The sequence below is a fragment of the Pseudomonas sp. PDM04 genome (assembly GCF_014851765.1).
In the GTDB taxonomy this organism is placed as follows: domain Bacteria; phylum Pseudomonadota; class Gammaproteobacteria; order Pseudomonadales; family Pseudomonadaceae; genus Aquipseudomonas.
The window spans coordinates 231654-245106 of the sequence record NZ_JACVAI010000006.1; the positions used below are offsets into that span (position 1 = coordinate 231654).

A 13453-nucleotide genomic window follows, 5' to 3' on the forward strand; every position below is an offset into this window, starting at 1 on the left:
GTTCAGCTCGATCCCGGGTGATCATTTCAGGGTGGCGGCAATGATCTCGACCAGGTTGAGTTGAGTGAACGGCTTGGACAGGCGCGGCAACTTGAGCGCAAAACCTTCCAGCCGTTCGGCGTAGCCGGTGGCGAGGATGATCGGCAGGTTCGGTCTGATCGAACGGATGGCGTGCGCAAGCTGTGCACCATTCATTTGCGGCATGGCCATGTCGGTAATGACCAGGTCAATGCCCTTCTCGTTGTCGAATACTTCCAGCGCCTGGGCCCCGGACACCGCGCTGAGCACCCGATGCCCCAGGTCCTCAAGCAACAGACAGGTACTGGTCAGGACCAGACTGTCGTCGTCCACCACCAGTACGCACAGACGGGACACCCCCGGTATCGCTTCTTCCTGAACGGACGGGGCCACCGAGCCCTGAGTCGCCACTGGAATCCACAATTCGGCCGTGGTGCCGTGGTCCTTGCGGCTTTTGAGAATGAAGCGTCCGCCGAGTTGCTCGATGTAGCCGTGAACCATCGACAACCCCAGCCCCGTGCCTTTACCGACCCCCTTGGTGGTGAAGAACGGATCCATTGCCATGGCAAGGGTCTCGTCATCCATGCCTTCCCCGGTGTCACTGATACTCAGGCAGACAAAACGCCCGGACATCGGCGTCAGCGTGACCTGTTCCGTCGCCTCTTCCGATTTCGCGCTGATCAGGATCTTGCCACCATGGGGCATGGCATCTCGGGCGTTGGTCACCAGGTTGAGGATGGCCAGTTCCAGTTGGTTGACGTCGGCCAGCACCGCCTCGATTTCCGGGGGAAAACGGGTTTCAAGCAACACCGAAGGCCCGAGGGAACTGCGCAGCAAGCTGCTGATGCCTTCCACCAGAGCGGGTATGTCCACAGGCTCGGTCTTGAGCTCCTGACGCCTGGCGAACGCCAGCATGCGCTGGGTCAGCGACACCCCGCGCAGGGCGCCCTGGGTGGCGTTATCCAGCAAGCGGGTGAGTTTCGAATCACCGTCCACCCGTTTGCGCACGATTTCCAGATTGCCCAGGATCACCGTCAACAGGTTATTGAAGTCATGGGCGATCCCGCCGCTGAGTTGGCCGATGGCCTGCATTTTCTGCGCCTGGAACAGCGCTTCGCGGGTTTGCTCGAGGGTTTGCTGGGCCTGTGTCGCTTCGGTGATGTCCCGGGTGATCTTGGCAAAGCCGAGTAACGTGCCGGTGTCACCCCAGATCGGGTCGACCACCACGTGAGCCATGAAGCGCGTACCGTCCTTGCGCAGTCGCCATCCCTTGTTCTCGAAACGCCCTTCATTGATGGCAACGCTCAGCGTGCGTTGCGGTTCACCGGCATCGCGATCTTCCGGGGTGTAGAACATGGAAAAATGCTCGCCGATCACTTCAAGGGGCGAGTAACCCTTGATGCGCTGGGCGCCGGCATTCCAGTTGGTCACACGCCCCTGTGGGTCGAGCATGTAGATCGCGTAGTCCGTGACGCTCTGCACCAGCAGCCGAAATTGCTGCTCGCTTTGCTTGAGGACTTCCTCGGCCATCTTGCGTTCGGTCAGGTCGCGGGTGATCTTGGCAAAGCCCAGCAGCCGGCCGCTCGGCTCGTAGATCGGGTCAATCACCACGTGACACCAGAACCGCGAACCGTCCTTGCGGACCCGCCAGCCTTCGCCTTCAAAACGCCCTTCACGAATGGCCGTGTCCAGCGCTCGCTGGGGCAGCCCTTTGGCGCGGTCCTCTTCGGTGTAGAAATCAGAAAAGTGCTGACCGAGAATTTCGGCCTCTTCGTAGCCTTTGAAGCGTCTGGCGCCGGCGTTCCAGCTGGTGATGACGCCGTCGGGATCAATCATGTAGATCGCATAGTCAACAACCGCATCGATCAACAGGCGAAAACGCCCGTCGTCGATGACGCTGGTCTGGGATCGATCTTCGTTCATTAAGCGCTCACGGCAAGAGGGTTTTGCTGAAGTATGGGACAAACGTAAAAATTGGACAGCAGGAAAAACAATCCTGATCAGTTTGTTTCAGGTTCAAACGGTCGGCATTGCACCCAAGGCGTCACCCACCGACCACCAGCGCGGCAGCAATTGCCTGACCTTGTTTTCGCCAAACCGGTCATCGATCAACATCACCACCCCGCGGTCCTGCTGGGTGCGAATCACCCGTCCCGCCGCCTGCACCACCTTCTGCACGCCGGGAAACAAATAGGTGTAGTCGTAACCGGCACCGAAAATCGCGGCCATCCGGTGTTTCAGTTGTTCATTGACCGGGTTCAGCTGTGCAAGTCCCAGGGTGGCGATAAAGGCGCCGATCAACCGCGCTCCCGGCAGATCGATGCCTTCGCCAAAGGCCCCGCCCAGTACGGCGAAGCCGATGCCCTGGCCCTCAGCGCTGAACTGATCGAGAAAGGCCTGGCGTTGACCTTCGGCCATGCCCCGCGATTGTGACCAGAGGTGGATGTGCGGATGGGTTTCGGCCAGCAATTGCGCCACCTGCTGCAAGTAATCGAAGCTGCTGAAAAACGCCAGGTAGTTGCCCGGGCGCTCGCTGAACTGCCGGGCGATCAGCGCCACGATAGGCGCCAGGGAAGACTGTCGATGCACGAAACGGGTGGAGATCTGGCTGACGATCCGCACTTGCAACTGATCCGCATGGAACGGCGACTCGACATCGATCCATACCGAATTGGCCGGCGTACCGAGCAGATCGGCGTAGTAATGCCGGGGACTCAAGGTCGCGGAGAACAGCACGGTGCTGCGCGCCGCCGTCAGACGCGGGCCGATGAAACCGGCGGGCACCACGTTGCGCAGGCACAGCTGCGACAACGGGCGCTTGCGATCGAGGTCGCGCTTGCTGATGTCGAACAGGTACTGCTCGTCGAAAAGCTCAGCCACCCGGCAGAACTGCAGCAGGTCGAAGTAGAAGTTCTGCAGGCCGCTGTCCAGGCCCTGCGGGTGATCGTTGAGGTAATCGCCGATGCTGGCGCCACAGGAAAACAGGGCCTGGAGCAATTTTTCCGGAGGCTTGTCGTAGGCCTGGTACGGCGCCAGTTGCAGGTTATGCAAGGCATTCCATTCACGATTGACCCGCTGCAGGGATTTCTTCAACGGTTGCGGTGCGGTTTTGCGCACGCCATCGAGGGTCGACTGGTCGAGGCTGGCGCTGTACATCTGCCGCCCGCGCTCCACCAGGTTGTGCGCTTCGTCCACCAGCACCGCGACTTTCCATTGGTTGGCCTGGGCCAGCCCGAACAGCAGCGCGCTGAAATCGAAATAGTAGTTGTAGTCGGCGACCACCACGTCGGCCCAGCGCGCCATTTCCTGGCTCAGGTAATAGGGGCAGACCTCGTGCTCCAGGGCCACCTCACGCAGGGCAGCCTGGTCGAGCAGCCGCCGCTTACTGGCCGCCTGGCGTGCGGCGGGCAAGCGGTCGTAGAACCCCTGGGCCAACGGACAGGATTCGCCGTGGCAAGCCTTGTCCGGATGCTCGCAGGCCTTGTCCCGGGCGATCATTTCCAGCACCCGCAGCGGTGGAGCGGTGGCGCTGTCGAGAATGACCTGCGCCGCATCGAGCGCCAGCTTGCGTCCCGGGGTCTTCGCCGTCAGGAACAACACCTTGTCCAATTGCTGCGGCGCCAGGGCCTTGAGCATCGGGAACAGCGTGCCGACGGTCTTGCCAATGCCGGTCGGCGCCTGGGCCATCAGGCACCGGCCAGTGCTGACGGCCTTGAACACCGACTCCGCCAGATGCCGTTGGCCCGGGCGAAACCCGGCATGGGGAAACGCCAGTCGTTGCGCCGCGTCGTTGCGCGCCTGGCGATGGGCCATTTCCTGTTCGGCCCAGCGCAGGAACAACTGGCAATGGTGCTCGAAGAACCCTTTCAGCGTTTCGGCGCTGAAAGTTTCGACCAGGCAGGTTTCCCTTTCGCTGGCGATGTCGAAGTACACCAGCGCCACATTGATCTGCGCCAGGTCCAGTTTCCGGCACATCAGCCAGCCGTAGACCTTGGCCTGTGCCCAGTGCAGTTGCCGATGGTTGGCCGGCTGCCTGCTCAGGTCGCCGCGGTAGGTTTTGACTTCTTCGAGACAGTTTTGCGTCGGGTCGTAGCCGTCCGCCCTGCCCCTGACCTTCAACGTCCGGTACAGGCCTTCCAGCGCGACTTCGCTCTGATAACCATCACTGCGCCGGGACGCGACCGTGCGGTGACCGACGATGCCTTCCAGGGCTGTCGGCGATGGCGTGAAACGCAGGTCGAGGTCGCCGACCTTGGCGGTGAACTCACACAACGCCCGCACCGCTATGCTGTAGCTCAAGCGCTATGCTCCGCCCATTGCACATAGCACACGGCGATGGGCATCTGGTGTTCATGGCAGAACTCGAGCCAGCGCAATTGGTTGTCCTGCAGGCGATCGCCGGGGCCTTTGACTTCGATCATGCGATAGGTCCTGTCCTGCGGCCAGAACTGGATCAGGTCCGGCATGCCGGCACGGTTGGCCTTGATGTCCAGCAACAACCGGCTGAACCAGTGCTTGAGGTGCGCGGCCGGCAGGCAATCCAGCGCCTGGTCCAGCAGTTCGCCGCTCAATGCACCCCAGAAGACGAAAGGCGATTGAACGTTCCACTTGCTGGCATAACGTTCGCGGATCGTCTGCCGGTAGCGCCCGTCATCGAGTTCGGCAAGGCAGGCCTGGAACAGATCCGCCCGGCGCGCATGGAAATCCTCGTTGTGCAGGTCCACCGGTCCGCGCTGGAACGGGTGGAAAAATGCGCCCGGCAACGGCGCGAAGATCGCTGGCCAGCACAGCAGGCCGAACAGCGAGTTGATCAGGCTGTTTTCCACGTAGTGCACCGGCGCCGATTCCTGCGCCAGATGGGCCTGAACGTAATACTCCACCGGCAGTTCAGGATCGATTCTGGGCAATTGCAGGTCCAGGCGCTGCATAGCCCTGGGCACCGGCCTTTTGTTCGGCGGGCCGCCCAGCTTGCGGCGCAACCTTGGCAGGACACGCAGCAACTGCTGTTGCTCGGCAGCGCTTTGCGGCGCTTGCTCGGCAACCGTGGCCAGGTCCAACGCCAGTTGGTACTCACCACAACGCTCCAGCACTCGAATCATCCGCCCCCGCGCACCGGGCCAGTCGCAGTCACGGTAAATGCCCAGCGCATTGGCGAAATCGGCCACGCGTTCACAGTGCTGGCCGATCTGGAACAACAGCTTGGCGCGGCGCTTGTGCAGCCAGGGATTGGTCAATGTCAGGGCGTTGATCCGCTCTACGACGGTGGCCAGCGCTTCACCGGCTGCGAAATCCTCCTGGTACTGATGAAGCAACAGGCAGGCATCCACGTCGTCGCGAGTGCGCAAACCACGGGATTCGGCGCAGAACTCGACCTTTTCGTAGGTAAAGATACCGAGGTCGGCCAACACGAACTCCGACCAGTCCTGATACAGATTGCCGAAAAACATCAAGCGCAGGCGATCGCACAGGCCCATGATGGTCAGGCTGAACACGCGGTCCTGGAGGGCCTCGCACCAATGGTTGAACGCCTGGGCCTGGGGGAACTGTTCGGCCAATACCGGCAGCCAATCGGTCTTCCTGCCTTTGGGCTGATCGATGAAGGCGCCGAAACACTGCACGATTTCCGCCTTGAGCAGCACCTCGAACAGGGTTTCCAGGGGCAGCGGCGCCTGATCGTCGATCCAGCCCAGTGCCAGCAACGGGCCTGCAGCGTTGGCGATGTCGCCGATCTCGAGGTAATACAGTTTGTTCGCCCGGAAATGAATGCCCTTGCGCATCACCATCCGCACGAGCAGCGCGCGGGATTCACGGGGCAATCGATTGAAGTCGCGAATGAACGCCTGTTCGTCGACACTCAGTACATCGGCATAGCGTTGATCCAGCCAATCAAGCACTTGCGTGAAGTTGTTCAGGTAGTAGAACGGATCATCTAAGGGATTCTGGGTCACGGGAAAACACGGCCATGGCTGGAAATACTGGTTATGCGTACAGATACCAGCAACGACCCGTGCGGTGCAAATGGAAAAGGATCAGCGGCGACGGCCAGGCCGTTTTTTTCTCGGTTCGGTCGAACTTTCTGCCGATCCACCGAACCAACCGCGTTAGAGGATTGACGGCGGTGGCTCGACTCACCGTGGTCACTGTGTCATCGCAGACAATGTAGAGAGGTGCTCATGAACATCAAGAACCTGGGTTTACCCTTGGCCGTCGCCGCTTTCCTGGCCCTGGCCGGTTGCTCGACGCCGACCGTGGTGACACTGCAGAACGGCACCCAGTATTTGACCAAAGACATGCCGGACACCGACACCGCAGACGGTTTCTACGAATTCGAGGATATTTCCGGCGCCAAGGTACGGGTCAAGGCGGATGAGGTGGCGACCGTTCGCAAAGAAGATTGAAACCCTGTGGTAGCGAACCTGCTCGCATTGAACCCGAGGCCGCCGCCGGGCATCAGCCACCCTGCGGCATCGTTGATGACCTTCGCGAGCAGGCTCGCTCCCACAGATCCGGCGTTATCCTTGTGGGAGCAAGCCTGCTCGCGAAGAGGCCCTTACAGGCCAAACACTTTCAACTGCCGGTGCGGATCTTGTTCCACACCCGCGTGCGAATGCGGTCGATGTTCAGCGGCATCGCTTCCAGCGCAAACAGTTTCCCCATCATTTCCGGGCTCGGGTACACCTTGGTGTCGTTCTTGATCGCCGGATCAATCAGGCTGTCGGCCTGTTCGTTGCCGTTGGCGTAGTGCACGTAGTTGCTGATGCTGGCCATGACGTCCGGGCGCAGCAGGTAGTTCATGAACGCATAACCGGCCTTCTCGTCCGGGGCATCGGCCGGCATCGCCACCATGTCGAACCAGATCGCGGCGCCTTCCCTGGGAATCGCGTAGCCGATTTCGATGCCGTTTTTCGCTTCCCTGGCGCGGGTTTCCGCCTGCAGGATGTCGCCGGAGAAGCCCACCGCCACACAGATATCGCCATTGGCCAGGTCGCTGGTGTACTTGGACGAGTGGAAGTAACTGACATACGGGCGCACCTTCATCAGCAGCGCTTCGGCCTTTTTATAGTCTTCCGGATTCTTGCTGTGATGCGGCAGGCCCAGGTAGTTCAAGGCGGCCGGAAGCAGTTCCGGACCGTTGTCGAGGATTGCCACGCCGCACTTCTGCAACTTGGCCATGTTTTCCGGCTTGAAGATCAGGTCCCAGGAGTCCACGGGCGCATTGTCGCCCAGCACCGCTTTGACCTTGGCAATGTTGTAGCCAATGCCGGTACTGCCCCACAGGTACGGGAAACCGTGCTCGTTGCCCGGATCATTGGTTTGCAGGGCCTTGAGCAGCACCGGATTGAGGTTCTTCCAATTCGGCAGCTGGCTCTTGTCGAGCTTTTTCAGGGCGCCGCCCTGGATCTGCCGGGCCATGAAGTGGTTGGACGGAAACACCACGTCGTAACCGGATTTGCCGGTCATCAGCTTGCCGTCCAGTGTTTCGTTGCTGTCGTAGACGTCATAGGTGAAGCCGATGCCGGTTTCGGCCTGGAAGTTTTTCGTGGTGTCCGGCGCGATGTAATCCGACCAGTTGAAAATCTTGACGGTTTCAGCCGCCTGGCTGAGTGTCGCAACGAGTGCCAGGGGCGCCAGTGTCAGTGTCTTTCGCAGCATGAGTCGATTCCTGTGTATGGGCTTTTGTTATTGGCAGGCAATCAAAAAATCAACATTCAAAAAATCAAGACGTAGGTCTTGCGCACGGTTTCCTGGATGTCCCAGATACCGAGCGTGTTGGCTGGCAACATCAGTGCATCGCCGGCTTCTATGTGAAGGGTTTCACCGTCATCCGGGGTGAAGGTGCAGCGGCCCTGGATGAAATGACAGAACTCCTGCGCCACGATCTGCCGACGCCAGCGGCCGGGCGTGCACTCCCAGACGCCGGTCTCGACGCCATCGTCGCGCTCGACGCTGGTGGTGGAAGCCACCGCTACGGGGGTGCCCAGCGGCACGGCCACCGGGTTCGATTCGTCCAGTTGCAGGGTTGCGGTGTGCTTGAATTGCGTGATGCTCATGGGGATACCTGTCGATGTAAAAGTCAGTGCATGAAGCCTTCCATGAAGCCGGCGATAGCGCTGGCCAGCTTGCGCCGCCAGGGCGCGGTCGCCGGGTTGGCGAGCACCTGGTCTTCGTGGACGAAGCTGCGGATGATGGCGTTGTACCCGAGCCAGCGGCAGGGTTCCGGCTCCCAGGCCTTCAGCGCGTGGAGACCGCCCTGCGGGATCACCCAGGGCTGGCGAGTCAACTCGGTATCGCGTTGCAGGATCAAGTCGGCCAGGGTTCGACCACCCAGGTTGCTGGCGCCCACACCCTCCCCGCCATAACCGCCGGACAAGGCGATGCCGCTGGCCGGATCACACAGCATGTGCGGCTGGAAGCGCCGGGACATGCCCAGGTTGCCGCCCCAGCCATGGGTGATGCGCACATTCTTCAACTGCGGGAACAGCTCACCGAACAGATAACGGCGCAGCTCCACTTCATCGCGGGTCAAGTCGAAGTTATTGCGCAGCTTGCCGGCAAACTGATAACCGCCCCGCGCACCAAACACCAGGCGGTTATCCGCCGTGCGCTGGCCGTAAGTGACCTGGCGACTGCTTTCGCCGAAAGCCTGCCCGCCGCTCAGGCCGATTTCATCCCAGGTCGCGGCGGACAGCGGTTCGGTCGCGACAATCAGGCTTTGCACCGGGAGCTGGTATCGGCCCAGCTCTGGCAAAGTCGCGGCGTATCCCTCCACCGCCGGCACGACCCAGCGGCTGCGCACCGAGGCTTTTGCCGTGCGCAGGCTGCCGGGCTGCCAGTGGGTGACCGGGCTGTTCTCGTAAATCCTTACGCCCAGGCGCTCCACGGTCCTGGCCAGGCCGCGCACCAGTTTCGCCGGGTGAAGGGTGGCGACGTGCGGCGCATAAATGCCGCCATAGGACTTGGCGATTCTGATCTGTTGCGCCAGTTGCTCGGGGCTGAGCCAGCGATAGTCGCGCTCCGTCAGGCCTTGCCGGTAGAGGTTGTCCAGATACTGGCGCAGGCTGGCTTGCTGTTCGGGATAGCGCGCGGCGCAATACAGGGCCCCACCCTTGCGGTAATCGCAGTCGATGCCCTCACGCTCAAGGACAATCTCCACCTCATCGGCAATGCTGTGCAGCAGGTCGTAGGAGGCGCGGCGCTGTTCGACCGACAGAGGGGCCAACAAGCGGTCTTCTCCGAGCATATTGCCCATCAGCCAGCCGCCGTTGCGCCCCGAGGCGCCAAAACCCGCGGTCTGCGCCTCGACAATGGCAATGTTCAACGTTGGCGCCTGGCGCTTGAGGTAATACGCCGTCCAGAGGCCGGTGTAACCGGCGCCGATAATCGCGACGTCGACGTCCAGGTCCTGCTCCAGCGCCGGGCGCGCCACCAAAGGCTCGTCGAGCTGATCCATCCACAAACTGATACCGCGCCACGCCGACATGCAAGACTCCGCCACTCAAACTTCGATGGCGTTGATCCTAGTGCGTGGGCTCAGGGGCTGTCTTGCGCGCGTGCACGCAAAGAAATTTGTTTGACGTAGGCTTTGGGCGACAGGCCGGTGTGCTGGCGAAAACAGCTATAGAACGCCGACAGCGAATTGAAACCCGCAGCGAATGCCAGATCGTCGATGCGCAGCGGTGGCGTGGCGGCGTCCAGCGCGGCCAGCAGATGCCGCAACCGTGCCTGGTTGACGTAGCGATAGAAGCTCTGGCCCAGCACCTGATTCAGGAGATAAGACATTTGATTACGACTGTAACCGCACTCTTTCGCCACCCGTTGCAGGTCGAGTTCGGGATCCAGATAGGGTTGCTGGCGCTCGAAATAATGCTGCAGGTCTTCCGCCATGAAACTCAACTGACGTGGCGACAGCCCGAGCCGGCTGGCGGCTGGTCGCGGCGCATTGCCCGATGAGCCACAAGGTTGTTCACGCACCAGCGATGCGTATTCGTTGACCCGCCAGATCAGGCCATCACGTACGGTGATCGCTTCACTGGCACGGAATGACACCAGGCCTTCACCGCCGCGCAAGGTAATCCGGTACTGAATGAAGGCCGTGTCGCCATCCAGGCGAATGCGATCCGAGTGTTCCAGCGCCTCATCCGGGTCACGCGGCATGCTGCTGCGCACGTACTCGCGCAACTCGTCCAGGCCCAATACACGGTTCTGGAAAAAGTCGTTGTACTGGACGTCCGGGTGATAGAGCGCCATGACGCCGTCCAGGTCGCGGTGTTTCCAGCGCAGGTGATAACGCAGGACGATCTCGCTTGTAACCTGGGTTTGCAGCGCACCCTCTTCGTCGGCGGGCATTGGAGATCTCGATGGTAAAACAGTGAGCTTGCCGAAATTGACCCAGCGCATCAACGTTGATTCGGTAATGGCACTTCGCCTAATCATCGGCTTGCTGTGACCTGAATCAAAAAAAACTGAACCAATCGCCAATCGGCCTGAAAATTCCACATTATTTTCACATCCAGATGCTACTTTTAACCAGTCACCGGTTGAGCCAATGAAGGCTCTCCCCCCTAACATGAGCTAAAGGAAGCGCTCGGAATGAAGGCGGGCTATCTATGAATAAAGGCTTCAGCAAGGTCACCTTTCCAAACGCCTGCCAGTTGATGCGCTGGCATTTTCATCCCATGGGTTTCGAGGCGAGCATGGACGCACCGGGCAGCATGATCGCCCGTCTGTTTGACCGTGCCAGTGGCGAGACCATGATCGCCATTGCCGGTATTCCGTGCGCAACCGTCATGAATGCGGCGGATGTCGAACGTATCATCGAAGCGGTGGAAGATGAGCTTGAGTCATTCATTCCGCCGGTAGCCCTCAGGAGCTATGCCTGAGGCTCGCTCCTACAGTCATTCCAAACAAAAAGCCCGCGTCATGCGGGCTTTTTGCCGTCTTTGGCTACACCACCTTTCCCACCCGCTGATCGGCAAAGAACGGCTTGCCCTTGCCAATCCGGTCGGACGCCTTGGGCATGTTGGCCGCCTGGGTATCTTGCGCGTCGACGTACCAGTAGCAATGACTCACCGCCCGGGTGATGCCGACGTAGGCCAGGCGCAGGATCTCGTCCTTCTGGGCGTTATCGTAGGCCTCCTTGTCATTTGGCTTGCCAAGCCCCGCCATGCGATACACCTGATTCTTGTAAGGCGAGCGGGTCAGGTGTTGGCAGTCGCCCAGCAGGAACACCGCATCGGCTTGCAGGCCCTTGGCACTGTGATAGGTCAGTTGCTTGAGCCTTCGCGAAGCGTAGGGCAAGCTAGAATCCACATTAATTACAGGCTGAATATGCTTTTCTAACAACAGCTTATCGCTGCTTTTTCGATAAAGCATCAAGATCGAATCACCCTTTTCATAGTGATCCATCAAGCGCTGGGCCATGGCCTGATCATCGCGATCCAGCACGCTGACTGGCAGCAGCGGCCCGGCTTCACCGCTCGCCCGGGCCTTTTTGCCGGCGATGGCCGGTGCCGCACGAACGATGTGCTCGGCCGCGTCGATGATGTACTGGTGGCTGCGGTAGTTATCGCTGAGCATGACCTTGGTGGTGCTTGGCGACGGGAATTCTTTGTTGAATTCCATGAAATAGGTCGGCGAACTGCCGCGCCATCCGTAAATCGATTGCCAGTCATCCCCCACGCAAAGCAACGACGAATGCTGTGCGCCACGCCCCACGTGCATCGACGGCCCACGGCTGCGGATTTCCGCCAGGCTGGCGCGAATCCAGGAAACGATCTGCGGTGACACGTCCTGGAATTCGTCGATCATCAGGTGGGACAGAGGACGCAGTAGCTCATCACTTAATAGCTTCTGGTTTTCCGGGGAATGCTCGCTGAACAGGGCAAACATCCGGTTGTAGGTCATCACCGGCGGCTTCTGATCCAGCAGATGGTCCTCCAGGGCACGCCAGTACAGGCTCAGGGCCTCGAAGAAGAACCGATCCGGATCGTCCTTGGCGAAACTCATCTGGCCGACAGCGTTCGGCACGTCCAGACCCAGGTTTTCGATGAACCCGGCTGCCGCGACGAAACAGTCGAGCAAGGGTGCCGAGCTCAGCTCGCCCTTGACCTTGTAATCGAACCCAGGCCCGGCACTGGCATCGCCGGCCAGCGATGCCAGGACTCGTCGAGATGAATCATAACTATCCAGCCAAATCAGTGGCTTACGGCAAAAAGCTTGAAACAGGGTGCGCTTGACAGCCCACTCTGCGCGTACGCTGAGCTTGGCATTCGGGCGACTGACCTGAGGGTTTTCCCGCGGATCGAAACCCAGCACCACCCATGCATCGAGGGCTGGAATGTAGCCATGGCAGTGAAACGTCGAGCCATTGATATCGAAGGTTTGCCGCATGGGTTCGATACCCTTGATCGGCCAGGCACCGGCGCCGAACCACAGGTCCTCGATGAAATCGCACAGCTCTTCGTCACGCTTTGCCGCTAACTCGGTGACGGCAACACGCTTTTGTACATCCGGGTGATCGCGTTCCAGTTCCTTGAGCTGCAAGGCGTGGCGGGACAATGGCTTGATCAGCTCGCGGAATCGCTCGTCGCGGTCGTGCAATTGCTGGTAGCAGGCGTTGAGCAACTGGCGCTGAGCGTCGTTGATGCGCAGATCGAAAGGATTGCTGTCGATATCCTCTTCGCCACCCTGCGGGCGATTGCTGAGGTTTTCGAACGCCTGCAGACGCTCGAAGCCAGGCAGGCTGCGCACCATCGGCAGAATTCGCGAGTGAAAGGTGCGCACCAGTTCCCGCGCCTCCTTCAAGCTCAACGCACGCCCCCAAAGCGCCAACAACTCGATCAGCTTGTTGATGAAGTCCTTGCGCGACTCGCGGGTGAAGGTCACCACGGTCATCGAATCGAGTTCAAACCCCAGGTACTGGGTCAGCAGCACGATACGCAGCGCCAGGGTAGTCGACTTTCCTGCACCGGCGCCGGCGATGACCGAGGTCGACGGCGTGTCACTGAAGATCATCTTCCACTGCGCGGCGCTGGGCTGCGCATGGGCTGGCAACAGGCGCGCCACATCGGCCTTCATGCGTTTCTTCAGGTCGGCGCTCAGCGGCAGGCGCCAGTCGTCGAACAGCTTGTCGTCGACATTCGGCGGGCGGTGTTCAGTCGAGCGCGAGTCACGGATCAGCAACACCTGCCGACCTTCCTCCAGGCCTTCGAGCTTGCCTTCCTTATAGCCGTAGTCGACACCGGCACTGTGCCCGCTGCGAAAACCATCGGCCTGGCCGTGCAGCCACGAGGCGCGGTGTTGTGCGCGCAGCCGAGTCAGGCCATGGCCAAAGAATCGGGCGGCCAGACGCTTGAGCAAGGGCATCTCGGCCAAGGGACGAAGTTCAGGAGGAAGATCGGAGGTGTGTTGCGGCACGCGCTGACTCCAGGGTGTG

10 protein-coding genes are annotated in these 13453 nt (G+C 60.5%); 2 read left to right on the forward strand and 8 right to left on the reverse strand.

The genetic code is table 11. The features are described from left to right. Nucleotides 1-21: 21 nt before the first annotated feature. The 3 genes from IB249_RS23120 to IB249_RS23130 all read right to left on the reverse strand — a co-directional run bounded on the left by IB249_RS23120 (nucleotide 22) and on the right by IB249_RS23130 (nucleotide 5966). The gene (locus IB249_RS23120; RefSeq protein ID WP_192308059.1) at nucleotides 22-1941 is read right to left on the reverse strand and encodes a PAS domain-containing sensor histidine kinase; all 1920 of its coding nucleotides are present in this window, start codon (nucleotides 1939-1941) and stop codon (nucleotides 22-24) included. A 93-nt stretch (nucleotides 1942-2034) separates the two neighbouring features. Continuing rightward, nucleotides 2035-4317, reverse strand: a complete 2283-nt coding sequence (locus tag IB249_RS23125) for an ATP-dependent DNA helicase (protein ID WP_192308060.1) — start codon at nucleotides 4315-4317, stop codon at nucleotides 2035-2037. Further along, the gene (locus tag IB249_RS23130) at nucleotides 4314-5966 is read right to left on the reverse strand and encodes a VRR-NUC domain-containing protein (RefSeq protein ID WP_192308061.1); all 1653 of its coding nucleotides are present in this window, start codon (nucleotides 5964-5966) and stop codon (nucleotides 4314-4316) included. Before IB249_RS23130 ends, IB249_RS23125 begins: the two co-directional genes overlap by 4 nt. Nucleotides 5967-6191: 225 nt before the next feature. On the opposite strand from IB249_RS23130, the gene IB249_RS23135 reads away from it, so the two are divergent. Continuing rightward, a complete protein-coding gene (locus IB249_RS23135) occupies nucleotides 6192-6416 on the forward strand; it encodes a YgdI/YgdR family lipoprotein (RefSeq protein WP_192308062.1) in 225 nt (74 codons plus the stop codon). A 169-nt stretch (nucleotides 6417-6585) separates the two neighbouring features. On the opposite strand, the gene IB249_RS23140 is transcribed toward IB249_RS23135, so the two are convergent. The 4 genes from IB249_RS23140 to IB249_RS23155 are packed head-to-tail and all read right to left on the reverse strand — an operon-like array spanning nucleotide 6586 to nucleotide 10365. Further along, on the reverse strand, nucleotides 6586-7671 hold the full coding sequence (locus IB249_RS23140) for a polyamine ABC transporter substrate-binding protein (protein ID WP_192308063.1): 1086 nt from the start codon (nucleotides 7669-7671) through the stop codon (nucleotides 6586-6588). A 56-nt stretch (nucleotides 7672-7727) separates the two neighbouring features. After that, nucleotides 7728-8069: a cupin domain-containing protein gene (locus IB249_RS23145; RefSeq protein ID WP_192308064.1), complete on the reverse strand. Its 342-nt coding sequence runs from the start codon at nucleotides 8067-8069 to the stop codon at nucleotides 7728-7730. Nucleotides 8070-8092: 23 nt separating this feature from the next. After that, nucleotides 8093-9499, reverse strand: a complete 1407-nt coding sequence (locus tag IB249_RS23150; RefSeq protein ID WP_192308065.1) for an NAD(P)/FAD-dependent oxidoreductase — start codon at nucleotides 9497-9499, stop codon at nucleotides 8093-8095. Between the two features lie 50 nt (nucleotides 9500-9549). After that, entirely contained in the window at nucleotides 9550-10365 is an 816-nt protein-coding gene (locus IB249_RS23155; protein WP_192308066.1) for a helix-turn-helix domain-containing protein, read from the reverse strand. 260 nt (nucleotides 10366-10625) lie between these two features. Between IB249_RS23155 and IB249_RS23160 the strand changes: the two genes are divergently transcribed. Then, a complete protein-coding gene (locus IB249_RS23160) occupies nucleotides 10626-10898 on the forward strand; it encodes a DUF1652 domain-containing protein (protein ID WP_150711725.1) in 273 nt (90 codons plus the stop codon). Between the two features lie 64 nt (nucleotides 10899-10962). Here the strand turns inward: IB249_RS23160 and IB249_RS23165 are convergent, their stop codons facing one another. Beyond that, nucleotides 10963-13434, reverse strand: a complete 2472-nt coding sequence (locus IB249_RS23165) for a UvrD-helicase domain-containing protein (RefSeq protein ID WP_192308067.1) — start codon at nucleotides 13432-13434, stop codon at nucleotides 10963-10965. Between the last annotated feature and the right edge of the window lie 19 nt (nucleotides 13435-13453).